This window comes from Pseudomonas sp. PSE14, assembly GCF_029203285.1.
Lineage (GTDB): Bacteria > Pseudomonadota > Gammaproteobacteria > Pseudomonadales > Pseudomonadaceae > Pseudomonas.
The window spans coordinates 2342066-2365589 of record NZ_CP115669.1 but is presented as its reverse complement, the minus strand read 5'-3'; the positions used below and the strand labels follow the sequence as shown (position 1 = coordinate 2365589).

Here is a 23524-nt window from a genome sequence, read left to right as displayed (position 1 = left end):
GCAGATAGTCCGGGTACCAGCCCGGATGCCCCTGCTGGTCATATATACGTTTTCAAGTCAGGACCCCCGCTTTGTGGGCTTGGGTCCGCAGTACTGCACCGCCGGATTGTTCCGGCGGTGCAGGTGTTGCTCTTGCAGTGACTCGTGGCTTGGGCCGCGAATCAGGTGCCGCTTTGCAGCAGCATGTTACGTACGTGGCCGATTGCCTTGGTCGGGTTCAGACCCTTCGGGCAGACGTTCACGCAGTTCATGATCCCGCGGCAGCGGAATACGCTGAACGGGTCATCCAGCGAAGCCAGACGCTCTTCGGTCTTGGTGTCGCGGCTATCGGCCAGGAAACGATAGGCCTGCAGCAGCGCAGCGGGACCGAGGAACTTGTCGGGGTTCCACCAGAAGGACGGGCAGGAGGTCGAGCAGCAGGCGCACAGGATGCACTCGTACAGACCGTCCAGCTTCTCGCGCTCTTCCGGGGTTTGCAGACGCTCGATGGCCGGAGCCGGAGTATCGTTCTGCAGGAACGGCTTCACCTTCTCGTACTGCTTGTAGAAGATGCTCATGTCGACGACCAGGTCACGGATCACCGGCAGGCCCGGCAGCGGACGCAGCACCAGCTTGCCGCCTTTCAGGCCAGCGGCCGACAGCGGAGTGATGCAGGCCAGACCGTTCTTGCCGTTGATGTTCATGCCGTCGGAACCGCAGACGCCTTCACGGCAGGAGCGACGGTAGGAGAAACCTTCGTCCTGTTCCTTGATCAGCGCCAGCACGTCCAGGACCATCACGTCCTTGCCGTCGGTATTGACCTGGAAGTCCTGCATGTAGGGCGCAGCGTCCTTCTCAGGGTTGTAGCGGTAAACACTCACTTGCAACATGGCGGGCACCCTTAGTAAGTACGAACCTTGGGTTCGAATGCCGGAACAGTCTTCGGCGCGAAGTTGACGGCACGCTTGGCAACGCGCTTCTCACCCGGGAAGTACAGGGTGTGGCACAGCCAGTTCTCGTCATCGCGCTCCTCGAAGTCTTCGCGAGCATGGGCGCCGCGGGACTCTTTGCGATGCTCGGCGGCGATCGCGGTGGCTTCGGCCACTTCGAGGAGGTTCTGCAGTTCCAGCGCTTCGATACGCGCGGTGTTGAAAGCCTGGCTCTTGTCGTTGATCTTGACGTTCGCGATACGCTCACGCAGATCAGCCAGTTGAGCGATGCCCTTCTGCATGTATTCGCCGGTACGGAATACACCGAAGTAGTTCTGCATGCACGATTGCAGCTCGCGCTTGAGCGGGGCGACTTCTTCGCCGCTGGTGCGCTCGTTCACGCCATTCAGGCGCTTGAACGAAGCTTCCAGGTCGCTCTCGGAGGCGCCACGGTGCTCGATACCCTCTTTGAGGGCCTTTTCCAGGTGCAGACCGGTTGCGCGACCGAAGACCACCAGGTCGAGCAGCGAGTTGCCGCCCAGGCGGTTGGCGCCGTGTACCGATACGCAAGCCACTTCACCGACCGCGAACAGGCCTTCGACGATCTGGTCGTTGCCGTTGGCGTCCATGGTCAGGGCCTGGCCATGGATGTTGGTGGCAACGCCGCCCATCATGTAGTGGCAGGTCGGGATAACCGGGATCGGAGCAACGACCGGGTCGACGTGGGCGAAGGTCTTGGACAGTTCGCAGATGCCGGGCAGGCGGCTGTGCAGAACTTCCTCGCCGAGGTGGTCGAGTTTCAGCAGTACGTGGTCCTTGTTCGGGCCCACGCCGTTGCCGGCGATCACTTCCTTGACCATGGAGCGGGCAACCACGTCGCGGCCGGCCAGGTCCTTGGCGTTCGGAGCGTAACGCTCCATGAAGCGCTCGCCATGGGCGTTGATCAGGTAACCACCTTCACCACGGCAGCCTTCGGTGACCAGCACACCGGCGCCGGCGATGCCGGTCGGGTGGAACTGCCACATTTCGATGTCCTGGACCGGTACGCCAGCGCGCAGGGCCATGCCCACGCCGTCGCCGGTGTTGATCAGGGCGTTGGTGGTGGAGGCGTAGATACGGCCGGCACCGCCAGTGGCCAGTACCACGGCCTTGGAGCGGATGTAGACGGTTTCGCCGGTCTCGATGCAGATGGCGATGATGCCGACAACGTGACCGTCCTGGTTCTTCACCAGGTCGACCGCGTACCACTCATTAAGGAAGGAGGTACCGTTCTTCAGGTTGGCCTGATAGAGGGTGTGCAGCAGCGCGTGACCGGTACGGTCAGCGGCGGCGCAGGTACGGGCAGCCTGACCACCCTTGCCGAAGTCCTTGGACTGGCCACCGAACGGACGCTGGTAGATGCGGCCCTGCTCGGTACGGGAGAACGGCAGACCCATGTGTTCCAGTTCGAACACGGCTTCCGGGCCGACGGAGCACATGTATTCGATCGCGTCTTGGTCACCGATGTAGTCGGAGCCCTTGACGGTGTCGTACATGTGCCAGCGCCAATCGTCGTTCGGGTCGGCCGAAGCGATGGCGCAGGTGATGCCGCCCTGGGCGGATACGGTGTGCGAACGGGTCGGGAAGACCTTGGTCACCACGGCAGTCTTGTGGCCGCCCTGGGCCAGTTGCAGCGCGGCACGCATGCCGGCGCCGCCGCCACCAACGATGATGGCGTCGAAGGAAAGAGTACGGTTGCTAGCCATGGATCAGTTACCCCAGAGAATCTGCACACCCCAGACGAAGAATGCGAACATGGCCATGCCGCATACTGCCTGGACGAGGAAACGCACGACGGTCGCGGCTTTGCCGAGGGCCATCGGAGTCAGGTAGTCGGTAGTGATGGTCCACATGCCGACCCACGCGTGCACGCTCAGGGCAACCAGCGTCAACAGGCTGAAGATTTTTATCAGGCTGTGGGAGAACAGACCATGCCACTCCGCGTACGAGATGTTCGGGTGCGCGACGAGGTAGCCCAGCAGGAACAGAACATAAGCCGCGAGAACGACCGCGGAAACGCGTTGAGCCATCCAGTCATAGAGGCCGGAACGCGAGAAGTTAGTGACGTTAGTTACCATACCCAGACCCCCGCCAGAACGATCAGTACCACTGCAACAGCGAGTACGATTTTCGAACCACGCTTACCGCCTTCCAGCGTTTCACCGACACCCGCGTCCATGACGAGGTGACGAACACCAGCTACCAGGTGGTACAGCAGCGCAGACAGCAGGCCCCAGATCACCAGTTTGGCCAACGGATTGGCCAGACACGCCTTCACCTGCTCGAAGCTTTCTTCCGATGCGAGGGACTTGTCGAGTGCGAACAGCAGCACGGCAATGCCCACGAACAGGATGACGCCAGAGATGCGGTGGAGAATGGACGTGTAAGCGGTGACAGGGAGTTTGATGGTCCTTAGGTCTAGGTTTACAGGTCGTTTGCTATTCACGGCTTTTTTCACACTGAGAGCCCTTTAGGAGCAGGGCTAGTTGTCGGGAGGTGCACTTGTCAGGTACCCATCACCTTCGGGAGTGACAACCACCAATCAAGCAAGGCCGGACGGCCCTTGGCGGCTGGTCGCCGAGTATAGACAGTTAGGCCCCTAATGACAACGGAAAGACCTCCACCTAAGGACTAATTGCCGCACCCCCCTAAAAGGCGTAAACAGGCAATTTTTTTCGCCAAAACAGAGGCTTGGAGGAGCCGATCTCGTCCGATTGTGCAAATTGACATTCGGATTTATCTCTCTATAGTGGTGCGGGCCCTGCGTGGGGGGTCGTACAGATGATTTCAAGCATAAATAGGAGGCCTACATGGCTGACAAAAAAGCGCAGTTGATCATCGAGGGCGCAGCCCCCGTCGAACTGCCTGTCCTCTCCGGCACGCTGGGTCCCGACGTTGTCGATGTTCGCGGCCTGACCTCCACCGGCCACTTCACTTTCGACCCCGGCTTCATGTCCACCGCCTCCTGCGAGTCGAAGATCACCTTCATCGATGGTGATAAAGGTGTCCTGCTGCACCGTGGCTACCCGATCGAGCAGCTCGCCGAGAACTCCGACTACCTGGAAACCTGCTACCTGCTGCTCAAGGGCGAACTGCCCACCGCCGAGCAGAAGGAGCAATTCGTCGGCACCATCAAGAACCACACCATGGTTCATGAGCAGCTGAAGACCTTCTTCAACGGCTTCCGCCGTGATGCGCACCCGATGGCCGTAATGTGCGGCGTGATCGGTGCCCTCTCCGCCTTCTATCACGACTCCCTGGACATCAATAATCCGAAGCACCGGGAAGTCTCGGCACATCGCCTGATCGCCAAGATGCCGACCATCGCCGCCATGGTGTACAAGTACTCCAAGGGCGAGCCGATGATGTATCCGCGCAACGACCTGAACTATGCAGAAAACTTCCTGCATATGATGTTCAACACTCCTTGCGAGACCAAGCCGATCAGCCCTGTGCTGGCCAAGGCCATGGACCGCATCTTCATCCTGCACGCCGACCACGAGCAGAACGCCTCCACCTCCACCGTACGCCTGGCGGGCTCCTCGGGGGCCAACCCGTTCGCCTGTATCGCCTCGGGCATTGCCGCCCTGTGGGGCCCGGCTCACGGCGGTGCGAACGAAGCCGTTCTGCGCATGCTGGACGAGATCGGTGACGTATCGAACATCGAGAAGTTCGTGGCCAAGGCCAAGGACAAGAACGATCCGTTCAAGCTGATGGGCTTCGGCCACCGCGTGTACAAGAACTTCGACCCGCGCGCCAAGGTCATGAAGCAGACCTGCGACGAGGTTCTCCAGGAGCTGGGCATCAACGACCCGCAGCTGGAACTGGCCATGAAGCTGGAAGAAATCGCCCGCCACGATCCCTACTTCGTGGAGCGCAACCTCTACCCGAACGTGGACTTCTACTCCGGCATCATCCTGAAGGCCATCGGTATTCCGACCAGCATGTTCACCGTGATCTTCGCCCTGGCACGTACCGTGGGCTGGATCTCGCATTGGCAGGAAATGCTCTCCGGTCCGTACAAGATTGGCCGTCCGCGCCAGCTGTACACCGGCAGCGCCCAGCGCGACTTCGTGTCCCTCAAGGACCGCAAGTAAGCGCCACGGCGTAAAGAAAAGGCCGCCTTCGGGCGGCCTTTTTATTGCTTTGGCGGGAAACCCCTCCTGTAGGAGCGAGCTTGCTCGCGAACAGGGCTCCCGGCGACACCAGCATCAAGCGGCTCGCGAGCAAGCTCGCTCCTACGAAGAGCCGACCGACATGCTCCTACCGGGAAAGAAAAAGCCGCCCGAGGGCGGCTTTTCGTCTGGGCAAACAGCGCTTACTTCTTCTCGGCAACGCTGCGCAGGCCCTTCAGGGTGTTCATCGGCGCATCGACCACGAAGCTGTTGGCCAGCCAGGACGGAATGCTGCCGCCCGGTTCGGTCTGCACCTGGTAGGTCACCTCGGTCACGCCGGCAGCCTTGGGCACCAGCTTCCACTCGCCGATCAGTTTCGGCACGCGGATTTCACCCTTCTCTTCCGGAATGTAGGTCGGCTCGGCCTTCAGGTGGCGGATCAGGCCACCGTCGGCGGTCTTCTCGGTGGTCGCGTGGATCACCACGTCACGCCCGGTCACCGGCCACGGCATGTCGATCTTCGAGTAGGTCCAGGTGTCAGCGCCCTCGCTCTTGAGCAGACGCATCTCGCCGCAGGCGTGAATCCACTTGCAGGAGCCTTTGACGTCCTCCTGCAGGGCGCTGATGGTTGCCACGTCAGCCTTGATGTCGACGACGCCACGGTAGGCCTTGTACTTGGAGCCCGGCACGCTGCTCAGATAGACCTTGACGCCATCCTCGTCCTTGGCCAGCTGCCAGTCTTCCGCCATCGCGGTCCCGGCCAGCCCCATCACGGCAGTGGCCAGCAGGGTCATACGCAGTACACCACGCATCGTCATACCTCTCTTTATTCTTGGTTTGTCGGGCACGCTCGCCCTCGGAATCCGCGGTCTTGAGCGGAATGGGGCTCAGTATGGCCCCTAAAATCGTGACCTCCAAGTCACTCAGACCGCGGTGATCCGCTCCCATTCGGTGAGGATGCGCAGGGCCTGCTCGTTGCTCTGGCCGCAGGCTTCGGGGTCGGCATCGAATGCCGAGCAGACGGCCGGCCGGCGCGCATCGCCGAACAGCTTGCAGAGATTGCGCTCGTCCAGTTGCACGCAACGCACACCCGCCGGCTTGCCATCGGGCATACCGGGAATGGGCGAGGAAATCGACGGCGCGATGCAACAGGCGCCACAGCCGATACGGCACTGCATTCGGGGACTCTCGAGTCGGACATCCGCCCAGGCAGGACGGGATGGTGAAAATCGGGCGCCGAGGATATAGCCCGCCGCGCTTGCCGCCAAGCTGACCGGATCAGTGGCCCGGACCTTCCTGTCTCACCAAGCATCCATTAGGCTTCGCACACCTCTCAGATGGAGCTCTTCACCATGCCGGTCTGGCTGCAAACCACCTTTCTCCTGGTGCTTTCCAACCTGTTCATGACTTTCGCCTGGTACGGCCATCTGAAGACCCTCAACACCAAGCCGTGGATAGTCGCAGCGCTGGTCAGCTGGGGGATCGCGCTGTTCGAATACCTGTTGCAGGTACCGGCCAATCGCATCGGCTACACAGCACTATCGGTCGGACAACTGAAGATCATGCAGGAAGTGATCACCCTGGCGGTGTTCGTGCCGTTCAGCGTGTACTTCATGCAACAGCCGTTGAAGCTCGATTACCTGTGGGCCGGCCTCTGCCTGCTCGGCGCGGTGTACTTCATCTTCCGCGCCTGAGACCGAACGGGTGCCGCCGCTGGCGGCACCCTCCCCGCTCAGGACTGCGGGCCGTCCTTGAGACGGGTGATCAGGCTGGAGGTATCCCAGCGGCCGCCGCCAGCGGCCTGCACCTCGGCGTAGAACTGGTCCACCAGTGCAGTGACTGGCAACTGGGCGCCGTTGCGGCGCGCCTCGTCGAGCACCATGCCCAGGTCCTTGCGCATCCAGTCCACCGCGAAGCCGAAGTCGAAGCGCCCCTCCAGCATGCTCTGGTGGCGGTTCTCCAGTTGCCAGGACTGCGCCGCGCCCTTGCTGATCACTTCCATGGCAGCCATGCCATCGAGGCCCGCGCTGCGGGCGAAGTGCAGGGCTTCCGAGAGCCCCTGCAGCAAGCCGCCGACACAGATCTGGTTGACCATCTTGGTCAACTGGCCGCTGCCCACGGGCCCCATCAACCGCACCATCCGTGCGTAGGTGGCGATTATCGACTCGGCACGCTTGAAGATCAGCAGATCGCCACCGACCATCACCGTCAGCGCACCGTTCTCAGCCCCCGCCTGGCCTCCGGACACCGGCGCATCGAGGAAGCCCAGCTCGCGCTCCGCCGCCAGCACCGCGAGCTCGCGAGCGACCTGCGCCGACGCGGTGGTGTGATCGATCAGTACCGCGCCCGGCTGCATGCCCGCCAACGCGCCGTCCTCGCCCAGCACCACGCTGCGCAGATCGTCGTCATTGCCCACGCAGCACATCACGAACTCCGCCCATTGCGCCGCCTCGCAGGGCGTCGCCGCCGAGCTGCCGCCGAATTGTTCGACCCAGCGCGCCGCCCGTGACGCCGTACGGTTGTACACGCACACCTCGTGCCCCTCGCGCTGCAGATGGCCCGCCATGGGGTACCCCATCACACCCAGGCCGATGAAAGCGACTTTAGCCATGCCCTACCCCTCGCCATCGAAAGGCGCTGAGCCTAGCACAGCGGTTTGCCGGTCCTGAAAAGCCCTTCCATACTGCGGAGACCTTCATCCGCGAGCATCCACTATGCCCCACTGGCTGGTGATCGACCTGGAAGCCACCACCGAGGAAGGCGGCTGGCCGGTCGAGGAAATGGAGATCATCGAAATCGGCGCAACGCTCGTCGCCGAGGCCGACGGCCGCGAGCTGGATCACTTCCAGCGTTTCGTCCGGCCACAGCGCCGGCCGCTGCTGACCAGTTTCTGCCGCGAACTCACCCACATCAGCCAGGCCAACGTCGATGCGGCAGCGCCCTTGCGCGAGGTCTGGCCACAGTTCGAACGTTGGCTCGCGCAGCACAGCCCGCGCCTGGCCGGCTGGACCAGTTGGGGCGACTACGACCGCCACCAGCTTGAGATCGAATGGCGCAGGCAGAGCCTGGACAGCCACCTCGCCCGCGTGCCACACATCAACCTCAAGCAACGCTTCGCCGAGGCCCGCCAACTGAAACGCCCGGTCGGCTTGAATGCCGCATTGCACCTGGCCGGCCTGCACTTCCAGGGGCAACAGCACCGCGCCCTGGAGGACGCCCGCAACACCGCCCGCCTGCTGCCGCTCGCCCTGCCGGTCACCAGCTGAATCCACGGTTCGCTGCCGACCGCACGGTCCCCTGCTGCGCCTCTAGTGACGCCGCCTGCGCCCTTGGGCATACTGGCCAGCCCTTTTTCACCCCTCTAGCAGGAGAAGCCCATGTTCAAGGTCAACGAGTACTTCGACGGCACCGTCAAATCCATCGCCTTCGACATGACCGCAGGCCCGGCCACCATCGGCGTGATGGCCCCCGGCGAATACGAATTCGGCACCAGCCAGCTGGAGGTGATGCACGTCGTCGCCGGCGCGCTGACCGTCAAGCTGCCGGGCAGCGACAACTGGGAAACCTTCGCCGCCGGCAGCAAGTTCACCGTGCCGGCCAACAGCAAGTTCCAGCTGAAGGTTGCCCAGGACACCGCCTACCTCTGCGAATACCGCTGAGTTCGGCACGTCATGAAAAAACCGGCCCTGATGGCCGGTTTTTTATGGCCCGTAATATCGAGGGCGAGCATGGCCTTGCAGGTGCCTGGATCAGACATCCTTCTCGCAATTGATCAGCCACGGCACCCCGAAGCGATCCTCCAACGAGCCGAACAGAACGGCCCAGAAGGTCTGTTCCAGCGGCATTGTCACCTTGCCGCCCTTGCTCAGGGCGTCGAAGATGCGCCGGGCCTCGGCCTTGCTATCGACATTGAGGGTGATCGAGCAGCCCTTCACCCCTTCGTATGTCCCGCATTGCGGCGATGCGTCCGAACCCATCAGCACGTGACCGTCCACCTCCAGGCGCACGTGGATGATGCGATTCTTCATTTCCGCCGGCATGTCTTCGCAGCCCGGCGCGTCGGAGAAGCGCATCAGCGCCGGCAGTTTGCCGTTCAGCACTTCGGCGTAATAACGGAAGGCTTCTTCGCAATTGCCGTTAAAGGTGAGGTAGGCATTCATCAACATGGTGGTTTCCTCCGATTTCAGGATTTGCGAGCGATCTGCTCGCGGATACGGTCTTCCTGCTCACGCAGTTCCGGGGTGAATTCGGCGCCGAAGTCCTCCGCCTCGAAAATCTGCCGGATCTCGATCTCCGACGGGCCGTCGAAGGGATTGGGGCAGCGCCTGACCCAGTCGATGCACTCCTGCAGCGAAGCGGTCTGGAAAATCCAGTAACCGGCGATCAGTTCCTTGGTCTCGGCAAAGGGACCGTCGACGACCGTACGCGAGGCACCGTCGAAGCGAACCCGTGCGCCCTTGGAGCTGGGTTGCAGCCCTTCCCCGGCGAGCATCACGCCGGCCTTGGCCAGCTCCTCGTTGTAGGCCCCCATTGCAGCGAGCAGCTCTTCCTTGGGCATCACACCGGCTTCGGATTCGGCGGTGGCCTTGACTATCACCATGAAACGCATGGCTTTTCTCCTCTTTGTATGGGTCATCGTGCGGCCGGGTATTCCCGGTTCCTGACGAGTAGTCGAAGGGCGCGCAGTGAAATCGACATCGGCCCGAAAAAATTTCGCGGCGTCTCGCAGGATGCCTGAGCATAGGCGGGAATGACCGGAACGCCCGGCCACCAGGAGGCGCGCGACAAAAGGCGAGAACCACCGCACGCGACGTGTCGCTCCCCCCATGCATCGGCCCCATGAATCCCACCGAGACAGACCAGCCTGCAGAGCCGTGGGCAGCGGAATTGCCGGAGCGTTCACCGAACCCGATGACAGGTCCGCGCCGACGACTGGACAGGCCCCGGTCCGCTCCCTAGATTGGAATGTTTTCCCAGTACAGGAAGCCTGCCCATGAGCCTGGAATCGGTTCGCGCCTTCTTCGCCGAAAAGGCCCCCGACATCGCCATCATCGAGCTGGAAACCAGCACCGCCACCGTCGCCCTGGCCGCCGAGGCCCATGGCGTCGAGCCGGGGCGGATCGCCAAGACCCTGTCCCTGCGGGTGGGCGAACGCACCGTGCTGGTGGTAGCCCGTGGCGATGCGCGGCTGGACAACCGCAAGCTCAAGGAGGCTTTGGGCGGCAAGGCCAAGATGCTCGGCGCCGAGGAAGTGGTGGAGCTGACCGGGCATCCGGTGGGCGGGGTTTGTCCGTTCGGGCTGGCCACGCCGCTGCCCGTGTATTGCGATGTGTCGCTGCAGGCATTCGACGAAGTGCTGCCGGCGGCCGGGGCGGTGCACAGCGCGGTGCGGATCGAGCCGCAGCGCCTGGCAGAGCTGGTGGCGGCGGATTGGGTGGATGTTTGCCAGGAATTGGCCTGATCGTCTTTGACGCCCATGACGTCTGATCTGTAGGAGCAACTGTCTTCTACCGGGTTAATCCCTGCCTGCGCTTCCCCCTCAGCCCAGCCCTCTCCCTCAGGGAGAGGGAGCCGTCCGTGCCGGCTGACACTACGGTTTCATCCTGCACCGAACAGTCCCCTCTCCCGCTTGCGGGAGAGGGTTAGGGTGAGGGGCCCTTGATCTTGTAGGAGCGGACTCTGTCCGCGATGCTTTTCGTTTGGGTGTTTCTGCGCCGCTTCGGCGTGCACTGAGAGATTTTGTTTCGCCCCCTCGGGCGACCTCCTTTGGCAAACGCCCCAAAGGAGGCAAAGGTCTTGCCCCGGACATCCGGTTTTTCGCTTGGGGCGAAAAATACCCTCGTTGAAGCAAAGTTTCAGGGGCGCGCCGCGAAGAGCCATCCCTGGCCCATCGCAGCTCTCGCGGCATCCATGCCGCTCAACCCCTGAAACTCCGCTTCAACGAGGCCTCCTGAACGGGGCGGTCGGAGTGCATGGACATTTCTCTGGAAATCTTCAGAGCCAAAGCCCAAGCCGGAGATATGGGCTCTTCGTAGGAGCGAGCTTGCTCGCGAACCGCCCAACGCCGACCATTCCCTTAATGGAGCGGGCCATGCTCGCGATCGCGGGCATGGCCCGCTCCTAGACCTGCTCCAGCACTGTTGCCCCAGCAACACCCACCCAACACTTTGCTGTCCATCCAGCGCTCCAACTGTTGGACAAAAACACCAACTAATTGATTTATAAGTAATTTAATTTCCGGCACAGCTTGTGCAATGACCTCATCAGACACACCCGAACACCGGGTCGATTCATCTGCCGAGGTCGCTGTACTGCCATGCCCCAACTCCCCGTATCCGCCCACTACGACATCCGCGAACCCAACGCGCACCGGATCGGCTCCGACGCCGAAGCCCTCTCAGTCGCCCACAAGGTCGCCGCGTTCCTGCTCGAAGGCGCCGCCGAGCGCGACCGCAACCGTGAAGTCCCACCGGAAGTCGTCGAGGTCTATTCCAACAGCGGCCTGTGGGGGATCACCGTGCCGCGTGAATTCGGCGGCGCCGAGGTGTCCTACGCCACCCTGGCCGAAGTCATCGCCATCGTTTCCGCCGCGGACCCGTCGCTGGGGCAGATTCCGCAGAACCACTACTGCCTGCTGGAAGACATCCGCCTGCAGGGTAGCGACGAACAGAAGCGCTTCTTCTTCGACCTCGCGCTCAAGGGCAACCGCTTCGCCAACGCGCTGTCGGAAACCGGCGGCAAGAACGTCCAGGACATCCAGACTCGCCTGCGCCATGAGGGCGACAGCGTGGTGATCGACGGCCGCAAGGGCTACTGCACCGGTTCGCTGTACGCCCACTGGATCGGCGTGCTGGGCCTCGACGAGCAGAACAACGCCCAGCTCGCCTTCGTCCCGCGCGGCACGCCGGGCCTTGTCATCGTCGACGACTGGGCCAGCATCGGCCAGCGCACCACCTCCAGCGGTACCGTGCTGGTGGAAGGCCTGCGCGTGCCGGCGTTCAATGTCTTCCCGACCCACCGCTCCTATGACGTGCCGACCCTGGCCGGCCCGTTCGCCCAGATCACCACCGCCGCCATCGACGCCGGCATCGCCCGCGCGGCACTGCGCGACACCATTGCCTTCGTCCGTGAGCAGGCGCGCCCGTGGATCGACGCCGGCGTGGAAAAGGCCAGCGAAGACCCGCTGACCATCATCCAGGTCGGTGAACTGGGCATCCGCATCGAAGCCGCCGACGCCCTGCTGGAACGCGCCGGCAAGGTGATGGACGCCGCCCGCCCGGCGCCCGACGAAGACAACGTCGCTCGCGCCTCGGTCGCCGTGGCCAAGGCCAAGGTACTGACCACCGAAGTCGCCATCGACGCCACCAACAAGCTGTTCGAGCTGGGCGGCACCCGTTCCACCCTCGCCCGCCACGGTTTCGACCGCCACTGGCGCAACGCCCGCGTGCACACCCTGCACGACCCGGTGCGCTGGAAGTACCACCTGGTCGGCAACTGGCTGCTCAACGACAAGCGCCCACCGCGCCACGACTGGAACTGAGGAGGCGCGATGAGCAAGCAGATCCGCCTCAACGCCTTCGCGATGAACTGCGTCGGCCACCTGTCGCCCGGCCTCTGGCGCCACCCGCGCGACCAGCAGGCCGCGCGCTATACCGACATCCACTACTGGATCGAGCTGGCGAAGACCCTCGAAAGGGGCAAGATCGACGGGCTGTTTCTCGCCGATGTGCTGGGCGTGTATGACGTCTACCATGGCAACGCCGACGCGGCGCTGTCCGCCGGCGCGCAGGTGCCGGCCAACGACCCGCTGCAGATCGTTCCGGCCATGGCCGCGGCCACCGAGCACCTGGGTTTTGGCATCACAGCTTCGGTGTCCTTCGAGCACCCGTTCCCCTTCGCCCGGCGCATTTCCACGCTGGACCACCTGACCCGTGGCCGCGCCGGCTGGAACATCGTCACCTCCTACCTCAACAGCGGCGCGCGCAACCTGGGGCTGAAGCAGCAGCTCAACCACCAGCAACGCTACGCCCTGGCCGAGGAATACCTGGAGGTCTGCTACAAGCTCTGGGAGGCCAGCTGGGACGACGACGCGGTGGTCGCCGACCGCGCCAGCGGCGTCTACGCCGACCCGCGCAAGGTGCACCCCATCGAACACAAGGGCGAGCACTTCGAAGTGCCTGGCTTCCACCTCAGCCAGCCGTCGCCGCAACGCACCCCGGTGCTGTACCAGGCCGGTGCGTCGAGCCGAGGCAAGGCCTTCGCCGCCGGCAACGCCGAATGTGTGTTCGTCGCCGCGCCGACCAGGCGTATCCTCCGCGACCAGGTGGCCGACCTGCGCCGCCTCGCCGTAGAAGCGGGCCGCCAGCCGGGCGACGTGCTGGTGCTGAACCAGCTCACCGTGATCGTCGCGCCCACCGACGAGGAGGCCCTGGCCAAACTGGAAGACTACCGCCAGTACAGCGACCGCGAAGGCGCCCTGGCGCTGGTCTCCGGCTGGACCGGCATCGACTTCGGCGAGTACGCACCAGACCAGGTGTTGCGCCACGTACAGAGTGACGCCATCCAGTCCGCGGTGGACGCCTTCAGCGCCGCCGACCCGCAGCGCCAGTGGACCGCCGCCGAGATCGCCGACTACTGCGCCCTCGGCGGCGACGGCCCGCTGCTGGTGGGTTCGCCGCAGACCGTGGCGGACCAGCTGCAGGCCTGGGTCGAGGAAACCGACGTCGACGGCTTCAACCTCTCCAGTCTGGTGGCGCCGGAAACCTTCGTCGACATCGTCGACCTGCTGGTGCCCGAGTTGCAGGCACGCGGGCTGTTCAAGCGCGAGTACGAGCAAGGCACCCTGCGCCACAAGCTGTTCGGCCAGGGCGACCGCCTGCGCGCGCCGCACCGTGCGGCGAAGCTTCGCCGGGGTAAACAGTGATGGACGGCTGGTTCCGCAACCTCGACTGGCACGACCTCGGCCAGGCCTGCCTGGACACCCTCGCCATGCTCGGCGGCGCGCTGGCCTTTACCGTGCTGCTGGGCCTGCCGCTGGGCGTGCTGCTCTACCTCACCGGCAAGCGCCAGCTGCATGAGAAACCCGGCCTGTACCGTGCGCTGTCGGTGGTGGTGAACATGCTGCGCTCGCTGCCGTTCATCATCCTGCTGATCGTGCTGATCCCGGTCACCACGCTGGTCACCGGCACCTCGCTGGGCGTGCCCGGCGCCATCCCGCCGCTGGTGGTGGGCTGCACGCCGTTCTTCGCGCGGCTGGTGGAAACCGCCCTGCGCGAAGTCGACCGTGGCCTGGTGGAAGCCACCCAGGCGATGGGCGCCAGCACCTGGCAGATCATCTGGCACACGCTGCTGCCGGAGGCGCGCACCGGGCTGATCGCTGCCGTGACGGTCACCGCCATCGTGCTGGTGGACTACACCGCGATGTCCGGCGTGATCGGCGGCGGCGGCCTGGGCGACCTGGCCATCCGCTTCGGTTACCAGCGCTTCCAGACCGACGTGATGATCATCACCGTCGCCCTGCTGATCCTGCTGGTGCAGGCGCTGCAGATGAGCGGCGACCGCCTCGTCGCGCGCTACACGCGGCGCTGAATTCCCCGCCCACTCCCCGCCCGGGAGCGGCACTTGCGATCCAGCCGCCGGCAGCCGGCCCCGCTGCCAACAAGGCCCCACGTCCACCCCACGACGGCCCACCCACTACTGCAACTTTCTAAACTAGCCACGGAGCAACACCCATGAAAAAGGCCATCGCCATCCTGGCGGCCGTCGTCGCCTTCTCCGCCCAGGCGGGGGAAAAACTCGTGGTCGGCGCCACCCCGGTGCCCCACGCCGAGATCCTCGAATTCGTCAAACCGGAACTGGCCAAGGAAGGCGTCGACCTGGACATCAAGGTCTTCACCGACTTCATCCAGCCCAACCTGCAACTCGCGCAGAAGAACCTCGACGCCAACTACTACCAGTACCGTCCGTTCCTCGATGACTTCAACAAGACCCGCCACACCGACCTGGTGCCGGTGGTGGGCATCCACATCGAGCCCTTCGGCGCCTACTCCACCAAGTACAAGTCCCTCGCCGAGCTGCCCGATGGCGCCAGCGTGGCCATCCCCAACGACCCGGTGAACACCGGCCGCGCTCTGGTGCTGCTGGCCGAGAGCGGCCTGATCAAGCTCAAGGACCCGAGCAATCCGCAGTCCACCGAGCGCGACATCACCGATAACCCCAAGCACCTGAAGATCCGTGAGCTGGAAGGCGCCCTGCTGGCCCGCGCGGTGAAGCAGGTGGACCTGGCCTTCATCTTCGCCAACTACGCGCTGGAAGCCGGCATCGACACCAAGAGCGCGCTGATCGTGGAGAAAGGCAAGGACCTGTATGCCGAGTTCCTCGTCGCACGCCCCGACAACATCCAGGACCCGGGCATCCAGAAGCTGGCCAAGGTGCTGAATTCGCCGGAGGTCCGCCAGTTCATCCTGACCCGCTACAAGGGCGAGATCGCGCCAGCGTTCTGATGCGAGATCGGGCGCGGGGGCGAAGCACCCTCTCCCCCCGCCCTCTCCCTGAAGGGAGAGGGAGCTATCTGAGCCGCCTGTGATCTCTGCTAGCACCTGCAACTGCACCACGCGCCTGGCCGGCTGAATCCGAGCTGGCAACGCACTCCGAACGGCCCCCTCTCCCTTCAGGGAGAGGGTTGGGGAGAGGGAGTCTCCCGAACAGCGATAACCACAGGAAACCGCATGACCAACGAATCCGCACCCAAGGACCTTCGTGACCAGGCGCCCCGGCTACTCCCGGCGCGCCGTATCGAGAACGATGCCCAGGCACTCGACGCCGCCCACGAAGTGGCCCGCCTGGCGAAACCCGGCGCCGCTGCCCGCGACCGCGAGCGCGCGCTGCCCTGGCGCGAGCTGGAGCATTTCACCGCCCTCGGCCTGGGCGGCATCAGCATTCCCCGCGAGTACGGCGGCGCGCAGGTTTCCTACGCCACCGTGGCCGAGGTATTCCGCGTGATCTGCGCCGCCGACCCGGCGCTGGGGCAGATTCCGCAGAACCAGTTCGGCCTGCTCAACGTCATCGACAACGTCGCCAGCGAGGCACAGAAGCGCGTGCTGTTCGGCGGTGTGCTCAGCGGTCGGCGCATCGGCAATGCCGGCCCCGAACGCAACACCCGCAACACCCTCGAACTCAAGGCACGTCTGGTTCGCAACGGCGAACACTTCCGCGTCAGCGGCGAGAAGTTCTATTCCACCGGCGCCCTGTTCGCCCACTGGGTCGCCGTGAAGGCCATCGACGAGCAAGGCCGTGCGGTGATGGGTTTCGTCGAGCGCGGCGTGGAAGGCCTGCGCATCGTCGACGACTGGTCCGGATTCGGCCAGCGCACCACCGCCAGCGGGACCGTGCTGCTGGACAATGTTCCCATCGCCGGCTCGCTGGTGATCCACAACGGCCGTCTGGCCGACGTGCCCAACATCCAGGGCGCGGTGTCCCAGCTGATCCAGGCCGCCATCGACGCCGGCATCGCGGCGAACGCCCTGGAAGATGCCATCGACTTCATCCGCACGCGCACCCGGCCCTTCATCGACGCGAACGTCGAGAACGCCAGCGAAGAACATTTCACCCTCTTCGAAATCGGCCGCCTGCAGGTCGAACTGCATGCCGCCGAAGCCCTGCTGGAGCGCGCCGGCCATGTGCTCGACGAAGTCAGCGCACGCCCCATCGACGACGAGTCCGCCGCCCGCGCGTCCATCGCGGTGGCCGAAGCCAAGGTGCTGACCACCGAGATCAGCCTGGCCGCCAGCGAGAAGCTCTTCGAGCTGGCCGGCAGTCGCGCCACCCTCGCCGAATTCAACCTCGACCGCCACTGGCGCAACGCCCGCGTGCACACCCTGCACGACCCGGTGCGCTGGAAGGTCCAGGCGGTCGGCGCCTACCACCTAAACGGCGCCCGCCCGGCGCGTCATTCCTGGATCTGAGGAGCGCCGATGAACAGCCTCGTTTTCACTAACCCAGAGCTGGCCAACCCCGTCCACATCATCCGCAGCGACGACGAAGCCCTGGAAGTCGCCCGCGCCCTGGCCGCCGACTTCCGCGAAGGCGCCATCGCCCGCGACCGTGAACGGCGCCTGCCGTGGGACGAACTGGAGCGTTTCAGCCGCTCCGGCCTTTGGGGCATCAGCGTGCCGCGCGAACATGGCGGCGCGGGCGTTTCCCGCGTCACGGTGGCCCGCGTGATCGCCATCATCTCCGCCGCCGATGGCTCGCTGGGGCAGATTCCGCAGAACCATTTCTACGCCGTCGAACTGCTGCGGGTGAACGGCAGCGAAGCGCAAAAGGCCCGCCTGTTCGCCGAAGTGCTGGCCGGCGTGCGCTTCGGCAACGCCCTGGCGGAAATCGGCACGCGCACCGCCCACGACCGCACCACCCGGCTCACGCGCGAGGACGGCCGCCTGCGTATTCACGGCCGCAAGTTCTATTGCACTGGTGCGCTCTACGCGCAGCGCATTCCGACCCTGGTGATCGATGACGATGGCGTGCAGCAGCTCGCCTTCATCGCCCACGATGCCCAGGGCGTGGAAGTGATCGATGACTGGTCCGGTTTCGGCCAACGCACCACCGGCAGCGGCAGCGTGGTGTTCGACGGCGCGCCGGTCGATGAGGACGATGTCGTGCCGTTCCAGAGCGCCTTTGAGCGCCCCACCACGGTCGGCCCCTTCGCGCAGATTCTCCACGCCGCCATCGACGTCGGTATCGCCCGTGGCGCCTACGAGGACGCGCTGGTGTTCCTGCGCGAGAAGGCGCGGCCATGGATCGATTCGGGCGTGGACAAGGCCAGCGACGATCCGCTGGCTATCAACGAAGTCGGCCGCCTGGCGATCCGCCTGCACGCCGCCGAAGCACTGCTGGATCGCTCGGGCCGCGTGCTCGATGCCGCCACTGCCGAGCCGACGGCCGAAAGCGTTGCCGCTGCGTCCATCGCCGTGGCCGAGGCGCGGGCGATCACCACCGAGGTCTCGCTGCTGGCCGGCAGCAAGCTGATCGAACTGGGCGGCAGCCGCGCCAGCCTCGCCGAGCTGGGCCTGGACCGCCACTGGCGCAATGCCCGCGTGCACACCCTGCACGACCCGGCGCGCTGGAAGTACTTCGCGGTGGGCAACTACTACCTCAACGGCAAGCTGCCGCCGCGTCGGGGGACGATCTGATGCTTCGTACCGAACACGCTTGTCGTAGGAGTGCTCTGCCCCGCACCGTGCCGGCTCTTCGTAGGAGCGAGCTCGCTCGCGAACAGCCCAAGCGCCAATCGGTTCGCGAGCAAGCTCGCTCCTACAGGGCATTTGCCAGCAAGGATTTCCCATGAGCCAGAAGCAGATTCTCCTCAACGCCTTCAGCATGAATTGCGTCGGCCACATCAACCACGGCCTGTGGACCCACCCGCGCGACCGCTCGACGGACTTCAACAAGCTCAGCCACTGGACCGACCTCGCTCGCCTGCTGGAAAAGGGCCTGTTCGACGGCCTGTTCCTCGCCGACATCCTCGGCGTCTACGACGTCTACCAGAACGGCATCGAGCTCACCGCCAAGGAGGCCATCCAACTGCCGGTGAACGATCCGCTGATGCTGGTCTCGGCCATGGCTGGCTCCACCCGGCACCTGGGCTTCGGCGTCACCGCCAACCTCACCTACGAGGCGCCCTACCCGTTCGCCCGCCGGCTCTCCACGCTGGATCACCTGAGCGACGGCCGCGTCGGCTGGAACATCGTCACCGGCTACCTGGAAAGCACCGCCCGCGCCATGGGCCAGGAGCGGCAGATCGACCACGACCGCCGCTACGACCGCGCCGATGAATACCTGGAAGTGCTCTACAAGCTCTGGGAAGGCAGCTGGGAAGACGACGCGGTGCTCGCCGACCGCCAGCGCCGCGTCTACGCGCAGCCAGGCAAGGTGCACAAGGTGCGGCACCACGGCGAGTTCTTCGATGTCGAGGGTTACCACCTCAGCCAGCCATCGCCACAGCGCACGCCGTTGCTGTTCCAGGCCGGTGCATCCAATCGCGGGCTGGCCTTTGCCGCCCGCCACGCCGAGTGCGTCTTCGTCTCGGCGCAGACCCGCGAAGCCACCCGCGTGCTGGTGGATCGCATCCGCCAGGCGGCGGTCGACGCCGGCCGCCGCCCGGACGACATCAAGGTGTTCATGGGCATCAACGTCATCGTCGCGCCGACCGAGGCCGAGGCCCGCGACAAGCTCGCCGAATACCGCCGCTTCGCCAGCGCCCAGGCGGGTCTTGCGCACTTCGCCAGCACCACCGGCATCGACTTCTCGCGCTATGCGCTGGACGAGCCGATCCGCTACGAGAAGACCAACGCCATCGAGTCCGCCACCAAGGCCCTGACCGTCGCCCGCACCGACGCCACCGTGCGCCAGCTGCTGGAGCAGCTCGCCCTCGGCGGACGCTACACCACGCTGGTGGGCGACCCGGTGCAGGTGGCCGATGAGCTGCTGGGTTGGATCAACGAGGCGGGCCTGGACGGGTTCAACCTGACCCGCACCGTGGAGCCGGAAAGCTACGCCGACTTCATCGACCTCGTGGTGCCCGAACTGCAAAGCCGTGGCGCCTACAAGACCGCCTACGCGGACGGCACCCTGCGGGAAAAACTCTTCGGCGCCGGCCGCGCCCGACTGCCCGCGCGGCATGTCGGCGCGAGCTTCCGCGCGCAATCCGCCACTGGAGCGACTCCGGCCCTCTCTCTTTAAGCCAATCAAAAAGGATTCGTTGCCATGCATGCACGCTTCAAGCTTTCCCTCGGCCTTTCGCTGAGCCTCCTCGCCGCCGGCCTCGCTCAGGCCGCCGACACCCTGCGCCTGGGCACCACCGCCGCCTTCGCTCCGCCCCTGGAAGTGGCAGTGAAGGAAGCCGCCCAGCAAGGGTTGAAAGTCGAACTGGTGGAGTTCACCGACTGGAACGCGCCGAACATCACCCTCGACCACGGCGACATCGACGCCAACTACTTCCAGCACACGCCCTTCCTGGAGAACGCCAACCGCGAGGGCGGCCTGCACCTGAAGGCGTTCGCGCCGGGGATCATCAACAACGTCGGCCTGTATTCCACCAAGTTCAAGGCCATCGCCGACCTGCCCGACGGCGCCAAGGTCGCCATCGCCAACGACCCGATCAATGGCGGCCGCGGCCTTCAGCTGCTGCAGAAGGCCGGGCTGCTCAAGCTCAAGGATGGCGTGGGTTACAAGGCGACGCTGGACGACATCGTGGCGAACCCGAAGCACATCCAGATCATCGAGCTGGAAGCCGTGCAACTGGTGCGCGCGCTGGATGACGTCGACCTCGCCCAGGGCTATCCGCACTACATCCGCCTGGCCGGAACGATCGACCCGAACAGCGCGCTGCTGTTCGACGGTATCGAGAACAAGGAGTACGTCATCCAGTTCGTCACCCGTGACGACTTCAAGGACCCGGACGGCCGACTGAAGAAGTTCGTCGACCTCTACCAGCACTCGCCGCAGGTCCGCGCCGCGCTGGACAAGGCCCACGGCTCGCTCTACCAGCCGGGCTGGAATTGACCCTGTAGGAGCGAACTTGCTCGCGAACCAACCACCCGCTGCGGGGCTGTTCGCGAGCAAGCTCGCTCCTACGAAGAGCACGCGTACCGACAGCACCTTTGCACTTACAGAACAGGCCCCCACCATGGTCAGCTTCAACCGCAATCTCGAACTCGCCACCCAGCACATTGCCCTGCGCGGCCTGGGCAAGACCTACGCCGGCCACCACGGCCCGGTGGAGGCACTGAGCGACATCGAACTCTCCGTCCGCCGCGGCGAAGTGTTCGGCATCATCGGCCGCAGCGGCGCCGGCAAGAGCTCGCTGATCCGCACCCTCAACCGCCTGGAAAACCCCAGCGTCGGCCAGGTGCTGATCGACGGCGAGGACATCGGCACCTTCGACGCCCAGCAACTGGTCGGCCTGCGCCGTCGCGTCGGCATGATCTTCCAGCACTTCAACCTGATGTCGGCCAAGACGGTGGCGCAGAACATCGCCCTGCCCCTGCGCGTGGCTGGCGTGCCGAAGGCGCGCATCGCCGAGCGGGTCGACGAACTGCTGCAGCTCGTGGGGCTGGAAGACAAGCGCTACGCCTACCCGGCGCAACTCTCCGGCGGGCAGAAGCAGCGTGTCGGCATCGCCCGCGCGCTGGTGCACCAGCCGGAAATCCTGCTCTGCGACGAGGCCACGTCGGCACTGGACCCGGAGAGCACCCAGGCCATCCTTGCACTGCTGCGCGACATCAACCGTCGCCTGGGCCTGACCATCGTGCTGATCACCCACGAGATGGCAGTGATCCGCGAAATCTGCGACCGCGTGGTGGTGCTCGAACGCGGGCGCATCGTCGAACAGGGCGACGTCTGGGAAGTCTTCGGCAACCCGCAGCACGAAGTCAGCCGCACCCTGCTCGGCTCGCTGCAGCAGCACCTGCCGCCGGACCTGCTGGCACGCCTGCAACATCCGTCCGCCGACGAAGTCATCCTCGACCTGCACTACACCGGGGTACGCGAACAGGAGCCCGACCTGCTGGCCATCGCCCAGGCCCTGGGCAGCCGCATCAGCCTGCTGCACGGTGGCATCGAGCGCATCCAGGGGCGCGCCCTCGGCCGCCTGCTGCTGAGCGTCGCCGCCCCCGCCGCCAGCGCCCCGCAACTGCTCGAACGTGCCCACGACGTTGCCGACCGCCTGGAGGTGCTCACCCATGCCTGAACGCCTGCTGCAAGGCCTGCTCGACACCCTGCTGATGATCGGCGCGTCCTCGGCCATCGTGTTCCTGGTGGGCATCCCGCTGGCCCTGGTGCTGGTCACCACCGGCCCCGGCGGGATCTTCCAGGCGCGCCTGGTCAACCGTAGCCTGGGCAGCGTGGTCAACGTACTGCGCTCGATTCCCTTCCTGATCCTGATGGTCGCGCTGATCCCCTTCACCCGGCTGATCGTCGGCACCAGCTACGGCGTGTGGGCCGCGGTGGTACCGCTGACCATCGCCGCCACGCCGTTCTTCGCGCGCATCGCCGAAGTCAGCCTGCGCGAGGTCGACCACGGCCTGATCGAGGCCGCGCAAGCGATGGGCTGCCAGCCCCGGCACATCATCTGGAATGTGCTGCTGCCCGAGGCGCGGCCGGGCATCGTCGCCGGCTTCACCATCACCCTGGTGACCATGATCAACTCCTCGGCCATGGCCGGCGCCATCGGTGCCGGCGGCCTGGGCGACCTGGCCTACCGCTACGGCTACCAGCGCTTCGACACCCAGGTGATGCTCACGGTGATCATTTTGCTGGTAGCCCTGGTGACGCTGATCCAGTTCGGTGGCGACCGTCTGGCGCGCTGGCTCAACAAGCGCCTGTGACGTTCGTCGGCTGACATTGCCACTGCCTAACTCCCACGCGGGTTGCGTCTAACCTGACAACACACCCGCCCCTCCGTGCCCTGGCACAGCTCGTGGATGCGTGGCGTCCCTGTGCTCACTGCGGAGGCGTTCGTCATGGCCAATCCCCTGTCCACCCTGGGTATCGTACATACCGTCATCAGCCTGGTGCCGCTCGTTGCCGGCCTCTGGGCGTTCTACCGGGCGGGGCGCATCGATCCACGCAGCCCGGCCGGGCGCTGCTATGTGTACGGCATGGTCCTCGGCGTACTGACCGCCTTCGGTCTCTCCAGCACCGGCGGATTCAATGCCGGGCACGCCATCGGCATCCTCTGTCTTATCGCCATCGCGGTGGGCAGCTATGCGCAACGGATCAGCGCGCTGGGCGGCCTGGGCGAATACCTGGAAACGGCGGCGATGAGCTTCAGCTTCTTCCTGATGATGATCCCCACGCTCAACGAATCACTGTCCCGCCTGCCGCCCTCCAACCCCATAGGCCACGGCCCGGACTCGCCGCCGGTGCAGACAGCCGTGATGATCGCCTTGCTGGTCTTTGTCATCGGCGTGCTCTACCAGTTCTACCGCATCCATCGGCGTCGCATGCCACCGGCGCGTCCGGCACACTGAGCGTCTATGCTGGCGGACTCCTGCTACGGAGTTTTGTCATGACCGTCCGCCGCATCGTCGCCAATCTCGCCACCGGCAAGCCCGCCGAGGTGGCGCGTTTCTACCGCGAACTCTTCGACCTGGAAATCGTCATGGACCACGGCTGGCTGCTCACCCTCGCCAGCGGCGGCAGCGCCCTGGCGCAGTTGAGCCTGGCCAGCGAGGGCGGCTCCGGCGCGCCGGTGCCGGACCTGTCCATCGAAGTGGACAATCTCGATGAAGTGCATGGCCGTGCACTGGCGGACCGTCACGAGATCGTCTATCCGCTGACCGTCGAACCCTGGGGCGTGCGGCGGTTCTTCCTGCGCGATCCGCTGGGGACACTGGTGAACGTGCTGGAGCACTGCGGCTGAGGACTCCGGCTTGCCGCAAGCCCCTTGGGCAACTAGGGTGA

Annotated in this window: 26 protein-coding genes; 17 read left to right on the top strand and 9 right to left on the bottom strand. The window is 65.0% G+C overall.

The window, feature by feature from the left end:
* Positions 1 to 161: 161 nt before the first annotated feature.
* The 4 genes from O6P39_RS11115 to sdhC are packed head-to-tail and all read right to left on the bottom strand — an operon-like array spanning position 162 to position 3405.
* On the bottom strand, positions 162 to 869 hold the full coding sequence (locus tag O6P39_RS11115; protein WP_275611388.1) for a succinate dehydrogenase iron-sulfur subunit: 708 nt from the start codon (positions 867 to 869) through the stop codon (positions 162 to 164).
* Positions 870 to 880: 11 nt separating this feature from the next.
* Complete coding sequence (gene sdhA / locus O6P39_RS11110) at positions 881 to 2653, bottom strand: succinate dehydrogenase flavoprotein subunit (protein ID WP_275611387.1); 1773 nt, start codon at positions 2651 to 2653, stop codon at positions 881 to 883.
* A 3-nt stretch (positions 2654 to 2656) separates the two neighbouring features.
* Positions 2657 to 3025 (bottom strand): succinate dehydrogenase, hydrophobic membrane anchor protein, encoded by a 369-nt coding sequence (gene sdhD / locus O6P39_RS11105; protein WP_275611386.1) that lies wholly within the window; start codon positions 3023 to 3025, stop codon positions 2657 to 2659.
* On the bottom strand, positions 3019 to 3405 hold the full coding sequence (sdhC, locus tag O6P39_RS11100; protein ID WP_275611385.1) for a succinate dehydrogenase, cytochrome b556 subunit: 387 nt from the start codon (positions 3403 to 3405) through the stop codon (positions 3019 to 3021). The genes sdhD and sdhC overlap by 7 nt, the downstream gene beginning before the upstream one ends.
* Positions 3406 to 3757: 352 nt before the next feature.
* Here sdhC and gltA point away from each other — a divergent pair, with 352 nt between their 5' ends.
* Entirely contained in the window at positions 3758 to 5044 is a 1287-nt protein-coding gene (gltA, locus tag O6P39_RS11095; protein ID WP_207883036.1) for a citrate synthase, read from the top strand.
* A 221-nt stretch (positions 5045 to 5265) separates the two neighbouring features.
* Here the strand turns inward: gltA and O6P39_RS11090 are convergent, their stop codons facing one another.
* Positions 5266 to 5874, bottom strand: coding sequence for an START domain-containing protein (locus O6P39_RS11090; protein WP_275611384.1), 609 nt, complete (start codon positions 5872 to 5874; stop codon positions 5266 to 5268).
* 111 nt (positions 5875 to 5985) lie between these two features.
* Positions 5986 to 6240: a YkgJ family cysteine cluster protein gene (locus O6P39_RS11085; protein WP_275611383.1), complete on the bottom strand. Its 255-nt coding sequence runs from the start codon at positions 6238 to 6240 to the stop codon at positions 5986 to 5988.
* 174 nt (positions 6241 to 6414) lie between these two features.
* Here O6P39_RS11085 and O6P39_RS11080 point away from each other — a divergent pair, with 174 nt between their 5' ends.
* Entirely contained in the window at positions 6415 to 6756 is a 342-nt protein-coding gene (locus O6P39_RS11080) for a DMT family protein (RefSeq protein WP_275611382.1), read from the top strand.
* Positions 6757 to 6794: 38 nt separating this feature from the next.
* On the opposite strand, the gene O6P39_RS11075 is transcribed toward O6P39_RS11080, so the two are convergent.
* Positions 6795 to 7673, bottom strand: a complete 879-nt coding sequence (locus O6P39_RS11075; RefSeq protein ID WP_275611381.1) for an NAD(P)-dependent oxidoreductase — start codon at positions 7671 to 7673, stop codon at positions 6795 to 6797.
* 103 nt (positions 7674 to 7776) lie between these two features.
* On the opposite strand from O6P39_RS11075, the gene O6P39_RS11070 reads away from it, so the two are divergent.
* On the top strand, positions 7777 to 8328 hold the full coding sequence (locus tag O6P39_RS11070; RefSeq protein WP_275611380.1) for an exonuclease domain-containing protein: 552 nt from the start codon (positions 7777 to 7779) through the stop codon (positions 8326 to 8328).
* Between the two features lie 111 nt (positions 8329 to 8439).
* Positions 8440 to 8721: a pyrimidine/purine nucleoside phosphorylase gene (locus O6P39_RS11065; RefSeq protein WP_275611379.1), complete on the top strand. Its 282-nt coding sequence runs from the start codon at positions 8440 to 8442 to the stop codon at positions 8719 to 8721.
* 90 nt (positions 8722 to 8811) lie between these two features.
* Here the strand turns inward: O6P39_RS11065 and O6P39_RS11060 are convergent, their stop codons facing one another.
* Together O6P39_RS11060 and O6P39_RS11055 are read right to left on the bottom strand one after the other, a co-directional pair.
* A complete protein-coding gene (locus O6P39_RS11060; protein WP_275611378.1) occupies positions 8812 to 9228 on the bottom strand; it encodes a VOC family protein in 417 nt (138 codons plus the stop codon).
* Between the two features lie 17 nt (positions 9229 to 9245).
* On the bottom strand, positions 9246 to 9671 hold the full coding sequence (locus O6P39_RS11055; RefSeq protein ID WP_275611377.1) for a YciI family protein: 426 nt from the start codon (positions 9669 to 9671) through the stop codon (positions 9246 to 9248).
* Positions 9672 to 10055: 384 nt separating this feature from the next.
* Between O6P39_RS11055 and O6P39_RS11050 the strand changes: the two genes are divergently transcribed.
* The 13 genes from O6P39_RS11050 (at position 10056) to O6P39_RS10990 (ending at position 23483) form a co-directional block, all read left to right on the top strand.
* On the top strand, positions 10056 to 10523 hold the full coding sequence (locus O6P39_RS11050; protein WP_207883018.1) for a YbaK/EbsC family protein: 468 nt from the start codon (positions 10056 to 10058) through the stop codon (positions 10521 to 10523).
* 855 nt (positions 10524 to 11378) lie between these two features.
* Positions 11379 to 12602 carry an SfnB family sulfur acquisition oxidoreductase gene (locus O6P39_RS11045; RefSeq protein WP_275611376.1) on the top strand — a complete coding sequence of 408 codons (1224 nt, stop codon included), beginning with the start codon at positions 11379 to 11381 and terminating at the stop codon, positions 12600 to 12602.
* A 9-nt stretch (positions 12603 to 12611) separates the two neighbouring features.
* A complete protein-coding gene (locus O6P39_RS11040; protein WP_275611375.1) occupies positions 12612 to 13985 on the top strand; it encodes an LLM class flavin-dependent oxidoreductase in 1374 nt (457 codons plus the stop codon).
* On the top strand, positions 13985 to 14650 hold the full coding sequence (locus O6P39_RS11035; protein ID WP_045208070.1) for a methionine ABC transporter permease: 666 nt from the start codon (positions 13985 to 13987) through the stop codon (positions 14648 to 14650). Before O6P39_RS11040 ends, O6P39_RS11035 begins: the two co-directional genes overlap by 1 nt.
* A gap of 143 nt (positions 14651 to 14793) precedes the next feature.
* A complete protein-coding gene (locus O6P39_RS11030) occupies positions 14794 to 15564 on the top strand; it encodes a MetQ/NlpA family ABC transporter substrate-binding protein (RefSeq protein WP_275611374.1) in 771 nt (256 codons plus the stop codon).
* Positions 15565 to 15789: 225 nt separating this feature from the next.
* On the top strand, positions 15790 to 17025 hold the full coding sequence (locus O6P39_RS11025) for an SfnB family sulfur acquisition oxidoreductase (RefSeq protein WP_275611373.1): 1236 nt from the start codon (positions 15790 to 15792) through the stop codon (positions 17023 to 17025).
* A gap of 9 nt (positions 17026 to 17034) precedes the next feature.
* Positions 17035 to 18252 carry an SfnB family sulfur acquisition oxidoreductase gene (locus O6P39_RS11020; protein WP_275611372.1) on the top strand — a complete coding sequence of 406 codons (1218 nt, stop codon included), beginning with the start codon at positions 17035 to 17037 and terminating at the stop codon, positions 18250 to 18252.
* 151 nt (positions 18253 to 18403) lie between these two features.
* Positions 18404 to 19801: an LLM class flavin-dependent oxidoreductase gene (locus O6P39_RS11015; RefSeq protein ID WP_275611371.1), complete on the top strand. Its 1398-nt coding sequence runs from the start codon at positions 18404 to 18406 to the stop codon at positions 19799 to 19801.
* 24 nt (positions 19802 to 19825) lie between these two features.
* A complete protein-coding gene (locus tag O6P39_RS11010; protein ID WP_275611370.1) occupies positions 19826 to 20623 on the top strand; it encodes a MetQ/NlpA family ABC transporter substrate-binding protein in 798 nt (265 codons plus the stop codon).
* A gap of 124 nt (positions 20624 to 20747) precedes the next feature.
* The gene (locus O6P39_RS11005; RefSeq protein WP_275611369.1) at positions 20748 to 21809 is read left to right on the top strand and encodes an ATP-binding cassette domain-containing protein; all 1062 of its coding nucleotides are present in this window, start codon (positions 20748 to 20750) and stop codon (positions 21807 to 21809) included.
* The gene (locus O6P39_RS11000) at positions 21802 to 22446 is read left to right on the top strand and encodes a methionine ABC transporter permease (protein WP_275611368.1); all 645 of its coding nucleotides are present in this window, start codon (positions 21802 to 21804) and stop codon (positions 22444 to 22446) included. The genes O6P39_RS11005 and O6P39_RS11000 overlap by 8 nt, the downstream gene beginning before the upstream one ends.
* Before the next feature lie 135 nt (positions 22447 to 22581).
* Positions 22582 to 23091 (top strand): hypothetical protein, encoded by a 510-nt coding sequence (locus tag O6P39_RS10995; protein ID WP_275611367.1) that lies wholly within the window; start codon positions 22582 to 22584, stop codon positions 23089 to 23091.
* Between the two features lie 38 nt (positions 23092 to 23129).
* Positions 23130 to 23483 (top strand): VOC family protein, encoded by a 354-nt coding sequence (locus O6P39_RS10990; protein ID WP_275611366.1) that lies wholly within the window; start codon positions 23130 to 23132, stop codon positions 23481 to 23483.
* Positions 23484 to 23524 lie beyond the last annotated feature (41 nt).